This is a genomic window from Litchfieldia sinesaloumensis, from assembly GCF_900156865.1.
GTDB lineage: Bacteria > Bacillota > Bacilli > Bacillales > Bacillaceae_L > Ferdinandcohnia > Ferdinandcohnia sinesaloumensis.
This window is the reverse complement of record NZ_LT732529.1, coordinates 3,231,083-3,248,735: the sequence shown is the minus strand read 5'-3', so window position 1 is coordinate 3,248,735 and position 17,653 is coordinate 3,231,083. Positions and strand designations below refer to the sequence as shown.

Genomic DNA, 17,653 nt, shown 5'->3' with positions numbered 1-17,653 from the left:
AGTGGGTCGAAGCAATTTTCCCACAAAAAGGTGGATTTATAATGGAAGAGCAAATTGTACATTTTTTAAAAGAGAAGGAATCGGAAATGGTGGAGGTTTTGAAGGGGCTAGTCGAGCTTGAATCTCCGTCTCATGATAAAGTAGCAGTGGACCAGGTAGGCAATCACATGCAGGAGTTATATACGAAATATGTGGGTGGTTCAATTGAGGTTTTTAAGGATGACCAATTCGGTAATCACCTTCGTTGTGAATTTGGTGAAGGGGAAGAGCAGATTTTAATTTTAACCCATATGGACACGGTTTGGCCGAAGGGGACGCTTGAAGAGCTCCCATTCCGTATTGACGGTGACAAGTTATACGGCCCAGGATCTTTCGATATGAAGGGTGGAATTGTACAAGGCTTGTTTGCGCAACATGCTCTCAAAACTCTTCAAATTCCTTTAAAAACAAAGGTTGTCATGTTGGTGACATCTGATGAAGAAATCGGAAGCGAATCTTCCCGTGAATTAATTGAGTCAGAAGCGAAAAAAAGTAAGTATGTCCTCGTATTAGAATCAGCGGCAAGTTCGATAAAAGGAAAGCTCAAGACCTCTCGTAAAGGCGTCGGCATGTTCTCGATAAAGGTGAGTGGTCGCGCGGCACATTCAGGCATTGAGCCTGAAAAAGGAATCAGCGCAATCGAAGAATTAGCACGCCAAATCCTTTATTTACACAGCTTAACGGATTTTGAAAAAGGAACAACCTTAAATATTGGGCTCATAAATGGAGGAAGTGCATCAAACGTCGTCGCAGCAGAAGCAGAAGCTGAACTAGATTTACGGGTAAAAAATAACGCCGAATTTGAACGGATTATCCCGTTAATTCAAGGTCTTAAGCCATCAAAAGAAGGTCTTACAATCGAGGTAACAGGTGGCATCAATCGACCGGTTATGGAAAGAACATCAGAGATTAGCGAAATGTTTGAAACAGCAAAAGCCCTCGCAAAAGAGCACCTTGGCTTCGACTTGGAAGAACAAGCGAGTGGTGGTGGCAGTGACGGCAGCTTCGCCTCACAATTTGCTCCAACTCTTGACGGCTTAGGACCAGTAGGAGATGGTGCCCACGCATCAAACGAACACCTCCTCATCTCACAAATGCCAATCAGAAGCGCCCTTGTTGCCTTACTCATCGCAAAACTTGCATAGGGGTAAGGGACAGGTTTTTTGTCCTAAGGGAAAATGCTGGAACAAATAACCTGTCCCTACGCTCAAACTTCTGATATAATTGTCCTCAAAATTAATGTGAGGTTATGAACATGTATTTTAATAGAGAAGAGTTTCAGAGTAAGAATGAGAATCGGGGAAGGCTTTTGGTGAGTTGTCCGGACAAGCCAGGAATCGTAATGGCAATCTCCCAATTTTTATATTCGTTTGACGCAAACATCATTGAATCAAGTCAGTATTCTACACACCATGAAGAGGGAACATTTTATCTACGAATCGAATTTGACTGTCCATCCTTGACTGAAAAACAATCAGAAATGAAGTCAGCATTTGTTGAAATCGCTGAGAAATTTTCAATGGAATGGAAATTAATCAACGTTCAAAATGTAAAGAGAACGGCTATCTTTGTTTCAAAGCAGCTTCACTGTTTACATGAACTTTTATGGGAATGGCAAAGCGGGGACCTAATGACGGACATCGCAGTAGTTGTGAGCAACCATGAAGATGCAAGACCTGTCGTTGAGAATCTCGGAATCCCATTTCACTACATACCAGCAAACAAGGACATCCGTAAGCAGGTTGAAGAGCAACAGCTTCAGCTTTTAAAGGAGTATGATATTGACTTGATTGTGCTGGCTCGTTATATGCAAGTGCTAACGCCTGACTTTGTGGCGGCATATCCAAACCAAATCATCAATATTCATCACTCATTCCTGCCTGCGTTTGTTGGAGCAAGACCATATGAACGTGCGTACACAAGAGGGGTAAAATTAATCGGTGCGACGTCCCATTATGTAACGAATGATCTGGACGAAGGTCCAATCATCGAACAAGATATCGCCCGTGTTGATCACCGTGATGATGTAGCAAGACTGAAAAAAATCGGCCAAAACGTAGAACGTAGCGTGCTAGCACGTGGTGTAAAATGGCATCTAGAAGACCGAGTAATTGTCGATAATAATAAGACGATTGTTTTTTAAAGGCTCTTTTCTAAAAGATTGTTGCTATTTGGAAAAACAAACCTATTGATTGTAGCGGAAGGTGGCGACTCCAGCGGGAAAAGCGTGAGACTTGAGACCCCACAGGAGCGATAGCGACGAGGAGGCTCAAGCCACGCCCGCGGAAAGCGTCCACCTGGAGCGGAAATCAATTGTATCAATAACAACAAAGTTTGCGAAAACATCCTTTTTGAAAAAGACAGGGCACCACGCAACATGGTGTCCTTTTACCTTTGGTAATTTGTAGCAGAACAAGGAAAAACGCCGGATTTTGTCGAAAATTGAAATTTGACACTATGTAATGACCTCTAAGATGGGGTATATTATATATAGAATATATTTTGCATGGAGGACTAATAGTGGCTTATCATTTGAACGAATGCTTTAAAATGTTTAGTTTAAACTCAAACCCATCATTAGCGGAGGAAATGGCATCACTTCTTGGCTGTGAATTAGGGAAAAGTTCCGTTACACGTTTTAGTGATGGAGAAATCCAAATAAACCTCGAAGAAAGTGTACGTGGAAGCGAGGTTTATTTAGTACAATCAACTTCTCAACCCGCAAACGAACACATCATGGAATTATTGATCATGATTGACGCATTAAAACGAGCTTCAGCTAAAAATATCAACTTGGTGATTCCGTATTACGGATATGCACGCCAAGATCGTAAAGCGCGCTCCCGTGAACCAATCACTTCAAAGCTAGTTGCTAACCTACTTGAAAAGGCTGGTGCAACAAGAGTTGTAACAATGGATCTGCACGCACCACAAATCCAAGGATTTTTCGATATTCCAGTAGACCAATTACTTGGTGTTCCACTTTTAGCTGAATATTTTACTGCTAAAAATCTTGAGGATGTTGTAGTTGTTTCTCCTGACCAAGGTGGCGTTGTTCGTGCACGTAAATTGGCAAGCCATTTAAATGCACCAATCGCGTTTATCGACAAGCGTCGTCCAAAGCCAAATGTTGCTGAAATCATGAACATTGTTGGTAACATCGAAGGAAAAAATGCTATCCTCATTGACGACCTCATTGATACAGCTGGCACAATCACGCTTGCTGCAAAAGCTCTAATGGAAAGAGGCGCAAAAGGGGTATACGCATGTTGTACGCACCCGGTTCTATCTGGTCCAGCAATTGAAAGAATTGAGTCTTCACCAATTCAGGAATTGGTCGTTACAAACACGATTGAATTACCAGAAGAAAAACAAATTGATAAAATCACAAGGATTTCCGTGGCTCCACTGCTAGTCGATGCAGTCGACCGCATCCACAACGAAAAAGCCGTTAGTCCACTATTTGAATAAAAGGGACAGGTCCATGTTCCAAAATGTAGCCAACTAGTCAATTAGTTGGCTATTTTATTATTTATTGTCGGGGGTGAATTATGAAGATTATCATTGCTCCAGATTCATTTAAAGAAAGTTTGACAGCCACTGAAGTAGCGGAGGCAATCGAAGAAGGCTTAAAGCGGGTTTTTCCTAACGCTACCTACATAAAATCTCCAATGGCTGATGGAGGAGAAGGAACCGTTCATTCACTCGTCTATTCAACAGGAGGGAGAATCATCCCAACGACGGTTACTGGACCACTAGGCGAGCAGGTTCCATCATTCTTTGGCCTTCTTGGAAATGGAAAAACAGCCGTCATAGAAATGGCAGCTGCAGCAGGCCTTGATCAAGTTCCACCAAATAAAAGAAACCCACTCATGACGACAACTTATGGTGTAGGCGAGCTTATTCTGAAGGCGCTCGAACATGGCGTTGAAAAGATATGTATTGGCCTTGGCGGCAGTGCGACCAATGACGCGGGTGTTGGGATGCTTCAAGCATTAGGAGTTCGTTTTTTAAAAGAGGACGGTGAAGAAATCGGATTTGGTGGTGGAGAACTAGCAAACATCCAAACGATTGATACCTCCAACCTAGATAAACGCCTTGAAACAGTGGCATTTGAAGTGGCTTGTGATGTTGACACTCCTTTAATAGGCCCAAATGGAGCGTCTGCAATCTTCGGACCACAAAAGGGAGCAACTCCTGAAATGGTCGAAGTACTTGACCGCAATCTTCGCCATTTCGCTGATTGTGTGGAGACGACAACCGGTAAAGATATTCGGATGATTCCTGGTGCCGGAGCAGCGGGAGGGCTCGGTGGCGGAATCCTTGCCTTTTTAAACGCTGAACTAAAAAGTGGAATCGAGCTTGTAATACAGGCAACCGAAATCTCAAAGCAAATGACCGATGCCAATCTTGTCATAACCGGCGAAGGAAAAATAGACAGCCAAACCATCTACGGTAAAACGCCAATCGGCATCGCAAAAGAGGCTAAGAAACATAACCTACCTGTCATCGCGATTGCCGGACATCTAGGACCTGGCAGTGAAATCGTAAAAGAACACGGCATCGATGCTATCTTTTCGATAACACCAGGAGTGGTCGACCTAGAAACAGCGATGAAAAATGCAAAAGGAAACCTCGTAAATTGTTCGGAAAACATTGGGCGGGTATTGAAAATGGGGATATGAGTTGGGACAGAGGGACAGGTCCCTCGTCCCAGATGATGAAAGTTGGTGGGAAAGCGGACTTTTCTATGAGCAAAACTATAAATTGACAATATTCGCTAAAGGATATATATTAAAAACACGAACGTATATTCTAATTAATTAACTAAGGAGGAAATATATGACTACTAGTGTCACGAGTATCGGATTACGAGGGCTGGAAGGATATAAAGTTATTGTTGAAGTCCAGATTATTCCTGGGAGAGAATCCGTCAGTCTAATTGGTTTGCCTGAAGCAAGTGTGAAGGAATCTAAGGATCGTGTAATGGCAACCTTATATGCTAATAATTGTAGTTTTCCTGGTAAAAAAATCATTATAAATCTTTCACCTTCTGAGCAAAAGAAAAACATTCCCATTTTTGATCTCGCGATGGCTATAGGGCTAATGAAAGAAATGCATTATATTCAACATGAAATACCAGTAAATACTGCTTTTCTAGGAGCATTATCACTTACAGGAGAAATTAAGTCAGTTAAAGGAATGCTTCCTGCAATTCTTGCAGCTAAAAAGCAAAATATTAAAATTCTCTATCTACCATGCATTGAAGATTTGCCATTCACAAATATCGATGGAATTGAGTTACGATTTGTTCGTACACTTAACGATGTTCTTCAATCCTTATCAGGCAAAAGAATCCCTAATCCCTCTACTATGAATCTTACAAAAACCTCACCACAGATTATCCATTATGATAAAGACTTTCAATACATAATCGGTCACCACCAAACAAAGCGTGCATTAGAAATTGCAGCAGCAGGTGCTCATAATGTTTTATTAATTGGACCGCCAGGAAGTGGTAAAAGCCTATTGTCAGAGTCTTTGCCCTCGATATTGCCACCACTTTCAAATGAAAGTCAATTTGATGTAATGAGTATTTATCAACTCGCTGGAGTTTCCCAAGCAAACCCAACTCAAGTCCCGTTTCGTGCACCACATCATTCATCATCTTCTGTTTCACTGATTGGAGGAAGCTCAATACCGAAGCCTGGTGAAGTATCGCTTGCACATCATGGCGTACTATTCCTTGATGAAATGGCGGAATTCCCCAGGAGAACTCTGGATATGCTACGGCAGCCAATAGAAACTGGAAAAGTAACGATAAGTCGAGCTGCAACAACTGTCGTGTATCCATCTCGCTTTATACTTATAGGTGCAATGAACCCGTGCCCTTGTGGCTACTTAGGCGACCGTAGTCATTACTGTACATGTACACCTAAACAAATTAATACCTATCAAAATAGAATTTCTGGTCCAATCTTAGACCGTATAGACGTCATTCTCGAATTAAAACCTGTTCTATTACATGGTGATTCAAATGAAAAAGTGGAAACATCCTCAGTAATCCGCAATCGAGTCATTGCATCAAGAGCCAGACAGTACAAACGATATCAAGGTGAGTTCTTAAATTCTAGTGTACCAATTGAAAGGTTAGTTGTAGGAACAACTCTTCAAACCGATCAAAAGCAGATGCTTCAAAAATGGTCAGCCAGTTATCAATGGAGTAGTCGTGTTCAAATGAAAGTACTGCGTTTAGCTAGAACCATTTCTAATCTTAGTGGTGACGATAAAATTACGAATTCAGCACTTTGGGAGGCAATGTCATTAAGAAGAAGGAAAGTTGTTAGTTCAAAATCATTAGGTGCAAGGTAGAAATAGATAAAATACTACTTAATTCATTTGTGAGGGTATTATAATGAATAGAGGAGATTTTCAAGAAATTGCATATACACTGAAGAAGAGGCAAAAGGCATATTCTGGGCAGTCACAGATCCTGACGAGGGGGTATTGCAATGGTTAAAACGTTTTTGGTAGAAAAAGATTTTAATGAAGGTGAGGCATTAATAAAGGAATTAGATGAAGCAAATTTTGATGTGCATGCTGCTCTTTGGCTCTATGAATCTGAAAGTGAATACTGGAGGTTAATTATTGCTTCGGAGGTGGTAGATACCCACGGGGCGCGTAAAGCTTATGAACAAATTAATGATATTATTAATCAGAGCGGGGATTTAAAAAGTATCAATTTAATGGATATCACAGCTTGGAGTCCAAAACATCCTTTGATAAAATCTTTACGATCAGTAATTCAAACTTCTCCTAAAGAAATAACAGATATTAGATTTTCACGTAAAACGATAGACAATACCTTTATTGATGATGCGTATATTTATCGCATGCAATAAGTATAATGAAAGGAATTATCTCTATGACATTTCTAGAAAAAATCAAACCACATTTACTATCAGATGACCTATTGATTCAAAAAACAGTTCTACACGCACTCCATGATTATCCTTCCGTACCTGAAGAGTGGACGGTAGCCTTATTAGAGAAGGCTTTTACAACAAAAGAAAATCTCTTTTACATATTAACTTATATCGATAACCAAAAAATAAACGAAGAAGCGCTATCGATTTTAGTGGAAAACATCCCGAAAATGGACGCTTCAGAAGTTCATCTAGCGGTACATCTAGTAACCGAAGTAGAACCAACCCTTGTTTTAAACTATCGTCATCAGCTTGAACCGTATATTCCTCATGAGACATGGGCATTTTTTGAATTGATGGTAAATGGGACAAAGGAAGAGGTCTATCAACAATATAGGCTGCTTTTAAACGAACTAGACCATGGTCGATTTTATGAGGCTATAACATATCGAAAGGCAAAACGGTTGGCAAAATGTATTGTTGAAAAGGGCTGGATTACAGAACAGGAAATAGATACGATTCTGGCTGAAGAACTGAACGATGACTGGTTTTCTTCGAACGGAGTAATAACAGTCTATATGATTGGTTTGTTGAAAATGGAGAAGCATATTCCTGTTCTAACAAGTTTATTATTGCGCGATGAAGATATGTTGTTAGAAGAAGTGGCATCTGCACTAATCCAGTTTCAGTCAGACAAGGTGGTAAAAGAGGTTGCACCGTTTGTAACAAATCCAGAATCATCTATTTTTGCGTCATCTGTAGTTGAGAACATCAAAACCGACCTAGCTGTTCAGGTTTTAAAAGATGCTTATCACAAGGTAGAGGAAATCGATGAAAAAGAAATGATCATTGAGGCACTTAGCTATCATTTTTCAGAAGAGGCAATTCCAATTATAAATCAACACATGAAATCTCCATATGAAACAGCATTCATGGTTGATATTGAAGAAGTCGCATATGGCTTTTATTCGATTATCGGCAAATCTCATCCTGACTTGTCGTTTTGGAAAGAGGAAGCACTAAGGAAAGAACTAGGTGATGATGAGCCCTTCGTCCAAGTCCCGGTTCAAAACAACCAAAAAATAGGTCGGAACGACCCGTGTCCATGCGGTAGCGGGAAAAAGTATAAGAAATGTTGTGGAAAATAAACAAAAGGTGAATCCTTGTAGTGGGATTCACCTTTTTATGTGGGACAGGTCCTTAAGATGCTTTTGGTTCTTCTACTATTTGTACTTGTCGTGTTGCAGACTTTTTCATAAAGATGAGGTTCATGAAGATGGCTGTTAGGCTTCCAATCACGATTCCATTGCTTGATAGAATCTGAATGCCATCCGGTAGGTTTTGAAATAAGCTTGGAACAGTTGTGATACCAAGGCCCATTCCGACAGAACATGCGATGATTAATTGATTTTCCTGTGATGAAAAATCAACCTTGCTTAGCATTTTAATACCTGCAGAGATAACCATTCCGAACATCGCGAGCATCGCGCCACCTAGAACAGGCGTCGGAATCACGGTTGTAAATGCGCTAATCTTAGGAATGAAACCAAGTAGGATTAAAAATGCCCCAGCAGCATACACTACACTGTTCTTTTTAACACCTGATAATTGGACTAAACCAACGTTTTGAGAATACGTAGTATAAGGGAACGCATTGAAGATAGCACCAAATATAGTGGCAACTCCTTCTGCACGGTACCCATGTGCCAAATCCTTTTCTGAAAGCTTTTTACCCGTAATGTCGCTTAGAGCAAAGTACACACCAGATGCTTCAACAAGTCCCACGATAAGCACAAGAATCATCGTGATGATAGCAGAAATCTCAAATGTAGGCATTCCGAAGTAGAATGGTGTTGGCATATGAAACCAAGATGCCTCAGAAACGGCTGAAAAATTAACCCTACCTACAAAATAGGCAACAACTGTTCCACCGATTAATCCAAGTAGAATCGCAATTTGACGGATAAATCCTTTTGCTAAACGATATAGAACTAAAATAAAAATGAGAGTTCCAAAAGAAAGAGCTAGATTTTGAAGCGAACCAAAATCCGCGCTTCCTTGACCACCAGCCATGTCGTTCATCGCAACTGGAATGAGGGTGATACCAATGATTGTAACAACCGATCCTGTTACGACTGGTGGAAAGTATTTTATCAACTTACCAAAAATGGTTGAAATGAGAACAACAAACACACCACCGACTAAAATCGAACCGTAAATGGCGGATACCCCATAGTCCCCACCAATTGCAATCATCGGACCAACCGCAGTGAATGTACAACCGAGCATAACAGGTAACCCAATGCCAAAAAACTTATTTTTCCATACTTGTAAAATCGTTGCGATTCCACACATTAAAAGGTCAATTGCAACAAGATACGTGAGTTCCTGACCCGTTAATCCAATCGCACCACCAACAATAAGTGGCACAATTACTGCACCGGCATACATCGCAAGTACATGTTGAATTCCTAAAGAAGCAGTTTTAAATAGATTCTTCTTCATTAGCGACCAACCCCCACTTCTTCTAAAAATGTAACTTTTCCATCTTGTAGTGATTGGATGCGTGCAAGAGATTCAACCTTGAACCCTTTGTCACGAAGCAATTTTCCACCATCTTGGAACGATTTTTCAATTACGATTCCAATGCCAGCGGTTGTTGCGCCAGCTTTTTCAACGATTTCGGCAAGACCAATGGCAGCTTGCCCGTTTGCTAAAAAGTCATCGATGATAAGCACGTTATCCGTAGGTTCAAGAAACTTTTGTGAAACAGAGATTTCATTGGTTTCATTTTTCGTAAAAGAATGAACAGACGCAGTGAGTAGGTCGTTTACGAGAGTAAGAGATTTTCTTTTTCGAGCAAACACAACTGGTACACCAAGCTCAAGGGCAGCCATAAGTCCAGGCGCAATCCCTGAGGATTCAATGGTAAGCACCTTCGTAATCTTGTCATCCTGAAAACGACGTGCGAATTCTTTCCCAACTTCCACCATTAATTGCGGATCTATTTGATGATTTAAAAAGGCATCGACCTTAAGGACGTGATCAGAGAGGACCTTGCCTTCGTTGATAATTTTCTGATGTAAGAGTTCCATTTCGTTTCCTCCTTATAATACGTGTTCAAAAAGGAGGATGAAAAGGACCAAGAAGTTCTAGGCGGCGAAGCTTTGAGTACCGGAACGTATGAAGTAAATACGTGAGGAACGCAAAAGCGAGCCAACGAAGAAATTCGATGTGTCATTTTCACCGGACTTTTTGAACATCCTCTAAAATGAAAAAAGCCTGAACATCATTGCACTCCTCAATTACGAGTGAGTCAATGACCTTCAGGCTTTCATCGAAGGAAAGTGGAATCGCATAATGCAAAATGGATTCCCATTGCTCACTCATAGTCAGCACATTTACGGTGCGCTGGTAGAAACTTGCGGGCCATATCCCCGCGATTATATGAGTGAATGCCGATATTCAAATGGTATGTTGGTATTATATGACGTGTTGGGGGATTTGTAAATGGTCGGAGTTGGAAAAAGAGCGAAAATAGCGTACAATGGCTCAAAAAAACACTGGCATATTTCGGGTTTGGGAAGTTTTGGAGGAATAAAAAATATGGCTACGAAAAAAAGGGAAATTATGTTAAAGTACAGATAAACCTAAATTTTTTCCGACTGGGGCTAGAATAAAATGATAGTTATGATCAATGGTGCATTCGGTGTGGGTAAAACCACTGTTTCTAACGAACTAGTAAAAGTCATTGAAAACAGTATGCTATACGATCCTGAAGAAGTAGGCTTTATGCTACGAAATGTTTTACCTAAAGAAGTAAAACGACATGAAGCAGAAACCGGAGATTTTCAAGACTTAGAACTCTGGAGAGAGTTAACCGTTAAGGTAGCAAATTCTATAGTAACTAAATACAATGTGAATTTAATTGTACCTATGACTATTCGAAACCTCGAATACTTTCAAACTATTTATAATGGATTTAAAAATATTGATAAGCGAACCTACCATTTCTGCTTAACTGCAAGTAAGGATACTATTTACAAAAGGCTACTTGAACGTGGAGAAGAAGAAGGAAACTGGTGTTTTCAACAAACAGACAAGTGTTTAAAAGCGTATAACGAACACAACTTTGGAGAGTACATAGACACTGAGAATGTTCCGGTAGGGGTTGTTGTTGATAGAATCTTGAATAAGGTAAATCTATTATAAAAGAAAGCTCAGTCATATGCTGAGCTTTTCTTTAGCTAGAATCTTACTTATCATACCCCTCAACAAAATCCTTCAACACATGCACAGATTGCACGCAATCACTTAGGTCTGTCCATTCGGCAGGGTTATGGCTGACTCCGTCTTTGCTTTGTACGAAAATCATCGCGACAGGGAGGACATGCCCGACAATCATGGAGTCATGTCCAGCACCGCTAGGTAGGTATACCGGCTCAATGCCTTGCGCGACGACTGATTTTTCTAATCGTTGTTGCATCTCTTTACTGATTGGAACAGGTGCTTCGCGCAATGTTTCTTCAATATGAAGCTCGATACCTTGTGCCGAAGAAACAGTTTTCGCCTTTTCCAACACTAAGTCAACGAGTCGATCTCTTGTTTCCTTTTGAATGTCGCGAATGTCTACTGAGAGGCGAACCTCACCAGGAATGACGTTCACCCCGTTTGGAATGACCTCGATTTTACCAACGGTTGCAACGGCCGATGAACTAACTTGCCCTGGTAGGGACTGAACCTCATGGATGAACTGTCCCGCCGCAACAAGCGCGTCTTGACGGTCGTTCATTGGTGTGTTGCCCGCATGTCCCGCACGTCCTGTAAACGTGAGCTTCAACCAACAAGGTCCTGCAATTCCCGTCACGATTCCAACTGGGACACCCCCACGTTCTAATCTTTTCCCCTGCTCGATATGGATTTCTACAAATGCCTCAAGCTTAGATAAGTCTCTTTTTGACTGAAAAAATTCATCCACTGATAGCCCGATGTCCTCTATCACTTTTGTGAATGAGTCACCGTTGATGTCTATTTTTGAGAGGTATTCCTCTCTCGTCGCTTCACCAATCATCGAAGCACTTCCGCTAAATCCTCCGTTAAAACGGGATCCTTCTTCATCTGAAAAAATAACAACTTCATATGGGCGTTCCGGAACAAAGCCAGTTTGTTTCCACGCTTCAGCGACCTCAAGTGCAGCGAGCACACCTAGAGGGCCATCAAAGTGACCACCATTTGGAACACTATCCACATGGGACCCGGATAAAAGCGCAGGTAGATCTGGATTTTTCCCTTCAACACGTCCGAACACATTTCCAGCTCCATCTTGGGTCACGGTAAGGCCAGCTTCGGTCATCCACTTTTTCACGATATCTTTTGCAGCCTTTTCTTCTTTGGAAAATCCAATCCGGTGAGAGCCTTTATCTGGAGTTAGACCAATTTCCGATAACGCCGCGAGACGTGCCGCCAGACGCTCTCCACTAACACCATTCTTGTCCAACGAGACATCATAATCTGAAACTAACTTTTCAAATAAGTTCAATCTAGGTCGCTCCTTTATCTGATTTTTTATATTTTATCATAATAGACATTGTTATCGTGAAAAAACTTTCGGCATTCGTAATAATTAATATACGAACAAATGTTCTGTTTTTGCTAGTAATCTAGTAGTTAGGGTGCTAAAATAGAGGTACAGTTACATAAAGAAGGTGGGCGGTTAGCCACTTCCTCAAGAAGGGAGGTGGTCTGATGACGTCATATGAGGCAATGTCTGTGGCAATGCAATCGAATGTAGTTTTGATAGGGGTCCTAACAATTGTAGTCATGTTGGTCGTTGAAAAGAAAAAGAAGTAACCGCCTATCCTCGCCTAGGATCCAGGTAGTTACTTCTTTTTAACTCACTAAAAATTCATGGGCAGCCGCTCACTTTGCGGCATGTAATTGTAGATCGGGTGTTAGCCGCACCTGATCTTTTTTATTATATCTTTCATTATAGCATTCTAGCCGGTTATTTCAATCACTTGAATGGGTCTTTAGTTACAAATGAGTGTTTTAAGGATAGTAACTGGTTTAATGGATTCATACTATTTTTACGTTTGTCCCATAAAAATGAAGTTGTGTCCCATAAATCCGGATTATTGTCCCATATATCGAATTTTGTGTCCCATAAAATTGGAGCTATGTCCCATGTATTCAGATCTTTGTCCTATAAAATAATCTTCACCTATAGTTCGATCGCAATTTTTCTCTATGAATGGCAGAAACTGAAGCACTTAGTTGGAAATTTTCCGTAAGTTAGGTGGCAATCCCAAATAAGTAGGGCAATTAATCTGTTAAATTGCTCTATTTTTACGTTTGTCCCATATATCCGGATCATTGTCCCATATATCGAATTTTGTGTCCCATAAATTCGGAACCGCGTCCCATAAATCAAAGTCTTTGTCCCATAAAATAATGTTCGCCATTATTTAGAACACAATCCTCCAACTCATCTCACTAACCCACACCCATCACTCATAACTCCCCTGCACATCTAATGCTTTTTTCAACATTTTCTTCCTTTTTTCCTCGTACTGTTCACGAAATGGGATGGCTTCTTCCTTCGAGAACCCACTTTCCTCTAGTTCAGCCTCAAATCCAGAATAAATCTCCTCGAAGGCTACGTCTGTTTCTTTCTCTAGCGTTTTAAATTCATTATAGTAGGTGCTCATGACCTGCAAAGCGGCGATGCCTTCGGATGATTCCTCAACAAAATCCTCTTTTGCTCGGGCCAATAGCTCCTTAGCTCTCTTTTTTGTTTCCTTTTCAAGACTTTCAAATTCAACCGTATATTTGTCTTTTATAACAGTCAAAGGGTCAGTTGTAGCAGCCGTTTCAACAGCCGGTTCTGGTTCGTCAATGGGAACCTGTTTCTTGTCCAAGTAGAGCTCACGCTGTGGCAATTCTGCAGCTTGATCGAATTCCCTACCTTGATGCACATACCAAAACACACCAAGCTCCACAATGATTGCGAGAATCAGCAACCTCTTAATCATGTCCTCACCTCACCATACATTGTTGACCCAATGCCTGTTTCTTAATCAATAAAAATAGAACCCCAAAATTACTTTTCTGCTAAAATAATTCCGCGTAACTTTTTAACTGCCTGCTTCCCCCAGGACTTCACAGATTCCACTGACACTCCATGTTCCTCCGCAATTTCCTTATAACTCTTATCCTCAATAATTCTCCCCTGTACCCACTTCACTTGGTTTTTCGTCAAATTTCTACCATATACATCAATTATGTCTGTCGAAAAAGGGTCTGAGCTATCGGCAACCATCATAAAACTCTCATCCTTCGATGGCTGGCAGTGCTCCTGGTAGCGAACTTCCTTTTTTAAATGATCCAACAGCTTTCCACGAATGGTCGAAAATGCAAATGTTGAGAACTCAACACCTTTTTCTGAATCGAAGCGGGTCGATGCCTCCCACAGTCCAATTAAGCCAATTTGGTAAAAGGTTTCTCTATCCCCATACAGCTGTAGTCGTTTGATCACTTGATAAATTAATGGTGTGTATTGTTCTGCAAGCTCCTCAAAATTCACGTAAAATAGTCCTTTTAAAGAACGCGTTCCTCATGTATTCCGCCGGTATTACCAATGTACTCGGTAACAGAAGGGGAGTCGAAAGGGGAAACTTCACGTACGAGGGTACCGTACGTAACGTTTGTTACAGACAAACTTCATGTATAGGGACCACTTACTGAAAATAATAGTAAAAAAATTTAAAAATAATAAAAAGTGTGACAAACTTCACGGAATTATTGTCGAATATTGTTTTAATATATAGGTAGAAAGTCACATTCCTCTTACATCTGCTCTACTCGTTTGAAACGATCTCAGTCCATACATATTGTGCAATAATAAATACATAAAAATGAAAGCGTTTCATATGTTTCCTCGCTATCCCTCGTTTTTTCTTCTTATAGGCAGCCAAGTTCAACATAAACAACTGAATGAGTCTAACACAGGGTGTGCAGAAATGCGCGCCCCTTTCCGTCTGAATATTCATTACATACTGACGATCCCGTGGTAAACTAATGGTAAAAGGGAGGTAATATGATGGAACCAATTTTCATTATTGATGGAGCACGTACTGCATTCACGAGTTTTGGAGGGGCTTTTGCTGGAACAGGGGCGACTGAACTTGGCGTCCATACAGCAGTTGAAGCAATGAAACGATCTAAGGTCGATCCAGCTCAAATCGATCATGTCATTTATGGCAATGTCATTCACACTGAAAAAAATGCATCCTACCTAGCTCGGCATATCGCTCTACTTAGCGGTGTTCCTCAGGAAGTTCCTGCATTTATGGTAAACCGTCTATGTGGCTCCGGCCTGCAGTCTGTTGTTTCAGCAGCACAACATATCTTAGTGGGAGATGCGAACTTGGTGCTCGCGGGGGGAACGGAGAATATGTCACAATCACCGTACGCGAATTTTACACAACGATTCGGTGGTTCCAAAATGGGCAATCTCCAGTTTGAAGATATGTTGCTGACAACATTAACCGACCAATACACAGGAAAAGGTATGGGAATGACCGCTGAAAAACTAGCACAGCAATATTCCATTTCACGTGAAGAACAAGATAATTTTGCGATTGAGTCGAATCAAAGAGCAGCTAAGGCAGCGGAGAATGGAACCTTTGCAGAAGAAATTGTTACCGTCGAGGCTAAAACGAGAAAAGGTAGTATTTTTGTAGATAAAGATGAACATATCAAACCGAATGCAAATTTGGAGTTGATGAGCAAACTCCGTCCATCGTTTAGTAAGGATGGTACAGTTACCGCGGCAAACGCGTCTGGCATCAATGACGGCGCAGCATCAGTAGTCGTCGCAGGAGAAAAAGCGGTGCGTGAAAATGGGTTGAACCCTCTAGCGAAAGTGATTTCGTGGGGAGTAGCGGGGGTCGACCCGACCATCATGGGAATTGGTCCCGTTCCAGCGATTCAACGAGCACTCGAGCGGGCTGGTCTTGGAATAGCGGATATGGACTTAGTTGAAGTGAACGAAGCCTTTGCGGCTCAATACCTCGCCGTCGAAAAAGAGCTCGGACTAAACCGTGAAAAAACAAACGTCAACGGTGGAGCTGTTGCACTGGGGCATCCAGTCGGCGCAAGTGGAGCGCGAATTCTCTTATCAGCAGCCTATGAACTACGACGTCGCAGTAAACGATATGCAGTCGTCAGCCTCTGCATCGGCGGTGGGCAAGGGATTGCGATGGTTATTGAGAATACTAGTTTTTAGCTAGCATACAAAATTATTCCATATTCCCATGCGACATAGTACGATAGTCTCATAGAATAAAAAACGAGGTGTGGGAGAATGGCCTTCTTTCGTAAAGTAGGGAAAGGTGTCGGAACGGTTGCCGGTGGTGTAATCGGTGGCGGCATCAAGATAGTCGGCAAGGCTGTTAAATCGGAATGGGTGGAAGAAGTCGGCGATGGAGTTAAACAGGCGTCCACAATTGCCTTAGATAATGCCGGACAATTTGTCGATGGAGCCGTAAGAGGCACGTACGGAGTGTTAAAGCAAGACGAGATTGCAAAGCTAGAAGGGTTTTATGATTTAAAAGACTCAACTGGAAGAACACTTAAAGGAATCGGAAGCGCCGTGACCTATACGGTAAAAAGTGCGGGTACCACCATCGAAGGAATCAGGTCCGGAGATAATGAACAGACGATGCAAGGCGTGAAGAACATTGGTAAGGTAGCGGTCATCTCAACTCTGGCGGTTGGAGTTGTTGATGTCATTGATGGGGCAGACGTGGCCGAGGCTGAAGAAATCTCAACCCGAAATGATGCATTAGCAGGGGATGTACACCCAGAAACAAATGTCCCTTTCATTGAAAAAACGGTTGAAGTTCCAGATGGCACCATCACTGGTACCTTCCCAGTTTTTGAATCAGCCTATGATGTCCAGCTTCAAGAAGACATGTATCTCCAATCAGATTCAGTCCATTTTTCATATGCCAATTATGAGTTATATGAGGCTATCGAATCCAACCCAGGCTTGGTGCAAGAGCTAGGCTTAAGTAGCGCGGACATCGATCAGTTAGCACAAGGGAATACACCTGAAGGATATACGTGGCATCATTCGGAAGAGGCTGGCGTGCTCCAACTCGTTGACGAGGAGATCCACCATAACACTGGCCATACAGGCGGTAGAGAGTTATGGGGTGGAGGGTCTGAGCATCGTTAACTGATATACAGAAGCTTGAGGTTTGATTTAAAACCTCAGGCTTTTTGTTTTTTTAATGCGCATGCTTAGATACGTGGTTAGATTAGAAAACCATGCACAGAATCCACAAAATGGAAGATATCGCTACAAAAGCAGCTAGAATTGTAAAAGATATCTACATGCGCATGGTTTCTATGAAAAAATTCACTCAAAGCATGCGCAAACCAGAAATGCGGATGCATTGAAACGAGGTTAGATTAGAAAACCATGCGTATAATCCACAAAATGTAAGATATCACTCCAAAAGAGCTGTAATTGTAAAAGATATCCACATGCGCATGGTTTCTACGAAAAAGACCACCCAAAGCATGCGCAAACCAGAAATGCGCATGCTTTAATACAAGATTGGATCAGAAAATCATGCGTAGAACCCACAAACTGGAAGATACCCCTTCAAAAGCAACAATAA

The 17,653-nt window shown here is 41.5% G+C and carries 16 protein-coding genes and 1 riboswitch; of the genes, 10 read left to right on the top strand and 6 right to left on the bottom strand.

Annotated features, from left to right (window positions below; all coding sequences use genetic code 11):
• The first annotated feature begins 41 nt into the window (after positions 1-41).
• The 7 genes from CZ490_RS15980 to CZ490_RS23060 all read left to right on the top strand — a co-directional run bounded on the left by CZ490_RS15980 (position 42) and on the right by CZ490_RS23060 (position 8,113).
• Positions 42-1,184 (top strand): M20 family metallopeptidase, encoded by a 1,143-nt coding sequence (locus tag CZ490_RS15980; protein WP_077619829.1) that lies wholly within the window; start codon positions 42-44, stop codon positions 1,182-1,184.
• Between the two features lie 104 nt (positions 1,185-1,288).
• Positions 1,289-2,182, top strand: coding sequence for a formyltetrahydrofolate deformylase (purU, locus tag CZ490_RS15975; RefSeq protein WP_077619828.1), 894 nt, complete (start codon positions 1,289-1,291; stop codon positions 2,180-2,182).
• A gap of 407 nt (positions 2,183-2,589) precedes the next feature.
• Positions 2,590-3,510, top strand: a complete 921-nt coding sequence (locus CZ490_RS15970) for a ribose-phosphate diphosphokinase (RefSeq protein WP_077621093.1) — start codon at positions 2,590-2,592, stop codon at positions 3,508-3,510.
• Between the two features lie 80 nt (positions 3,511-3,590).
• A complete protein-coding gene (locus CZ490_RS15965) occupies positions 3,591-4,724 on the top strand; it encodes a glycerate kinase (RefSeq protein WP_077619827.1) in 1,134 nt (377 codons plus the stop codon).
• Positions 4,725-4,881: 157 nt separating this feature from the next.
• On the top strand, positions 4,882-6,411 hold the full coding sequence (locus tag CZ490_RS15960) for a YifB family Mg chelatase-like AAA ATPase (RefSeq protein ID WP_077619826.1): 1,530 nt from the start codon (positions 4,882-4,884) through the stop codon (positions 6,409-6,411).
• 140 nt (positions 6,412-6,551) lie between these two features.
• Positions 6,552-6,941 carry a hypothetical protein gene (locus tag CZ490_RS15955; protein ID WP_077619825.1) on the top strand — a complete coding sequence of 130 codons (390 nt, stop codon included), beginning with the start codon at positions 6,552-6,554 and terminating at the stop codon, positions 6,939-6,941.
• Positions 6,942-6,964: 23 nt separating this feature from the next.
• Positions 6,965-8,113 (top strand): YecA family protein, encoded by a 1,149-nt coding sequence (locus CZ490_RS23060; RefSeq protein ID WP_077619824.1) that lies wholly within the window; start codon positions 6,965-6,967, stop codon positions 8,111-8,113.
• 52 nt (positions 8,114-8,165) lie between these two features.
• On the opposite strand, the gene CZ490_RS15945 is transcribed toward CZ490_RS23060, so the two are convergent.
• Both CZ490_RS15945 and CZ490_RS15940 read right to left on the bottom strand, forming a co-directional pair.
• Positions 8,166-9,470, bottom strand: a complete 1,305-nt coding sequence (locus tag CZ490_RS15945) for a nucleobase:cation symporter-2 family protein (RefSeq protein WP_077619823.1) — start codon at positions 9,468-9,470, stop codon at positions 8,166-8,168.
• Complete coding sequence (locus tag CZ490_RS15940; protein ID WP_077619822.1) at positions 9,470-10,060, bottom strand: xanthine phosphoribosyltransferase; 591 nt, start codon at positions 10,058-10,060, stop codon at positions 9,470-9,472. The genes CZ490_RS15945 and CZ490_RS15940 overlap by 1 nt, the downstream gene beginning before the upstream one ends.
• A 274-nt stretch (positions 10,061-10,334) precedes the next feature.
• Positions 10,335-10,436: riboswitch (purine riboswitch) on the bottom strand.
• Between the two features lie 210 nt (positions 10,437-10,646).
• Here CZ490_RS15940 and CZ490_RS15935 point away from each other — a divergent pair.
• Positions 10,647-11,177: an AAA family ATPase gene (locus tag CZ490_RS15935; protein WP_077619821.1), complete on the top strand. Its 531-nt coding sequence runs from the start codon at positions 10,647-10,649 to the stop codon at positions 11,175-11,177.
• A gap of 43 nt (positions 11,178-11,220) precedes the next feature.
• Here CZ490_RS15935 and CZ490_RS15930 read toward each other — a convergent pair whose 3' ends face one another.
• From CZ490_RS15930 to CZ490_RS15920, 4 genes are all read right to left on the bottom strand, one after another.
• Entirely contained in the window at positions 11,221-12,504 is a 1,284-nt protein-coding gene (locus tag CZ490_RS15930; RefSeq protein ID WP_077619820.1) for a M20 family metallo-hydrolase, read from the bottom strand.
• Between the two features lie 790 nt (positions 12,505-13,294).
• The gene (locus tag CZ490_RS22935; RefSeq protein WP_268762138.1) at positions 13,295-13,426 is read right to left on the bottom strand and encodes a hypothetical protein; all 132 of its coding nucleotides are present in this window, start codon (positions 13,424-13,426) and stop codon (positions 13,295-13,297) included.
• A 45-nt stretch (positions 13,427-13,471) separates the two neighbouring features.
• Entirely contained in the window at positions 13,472-13,996 is a 525-nt protein-coding gene (locus CZ490_RS15925) for a hypothetical protein (protein WP_077619819.1), read from the bottom strand.
• 68 nt (positions 13,997-14,064) lie between these two features.
• The gene (locus CZ490_RS15920; protein WP_077619818.1) at positions 14,065-14,547 is read right to left on the bottom strand and encodes a sigma-70 family RNA polymerase sigma factor; all 483 of its coding nucleotides are present in this window, start codon (positions 14,545-14,547) and stop codon (positions 14,065-14,067) included.
• Positions 14,548-15,063: 516 nt separating this feature from the next.
• On the opposite strand from CZ490_RS15920, the gene CZ490_RS15915 reads away from it, so the two are divergent.
• Both CZ490_RS15915 and CZ490_RS15910 read left to right on the top strand, forming a co-directional pair.
• Positions 15,064-16,251, top strand: coding sequence for an acetyl-CoA C-acetyltransferase (locus tag CZ490_RS15915; RefSeq protein WP_077619817.1), 1,188 nt, complete (start codon positions 15,064-15,066; stop codon positions 16,249-16,251).
• Positions 16,252-16,329: 78 nt separating this feature from the next.
• A complete protein-coding gene (locus tag CZ490_RS15910; RefSeq protein WP_077619816.1) occupies positions 16,330-17,205 on the top strand; it encodes an HNH endonuclease in 876 nt (291 codons plus the stop codon).
• Positions 17,206-17,653: the final 448 nt, after the last annotated feature.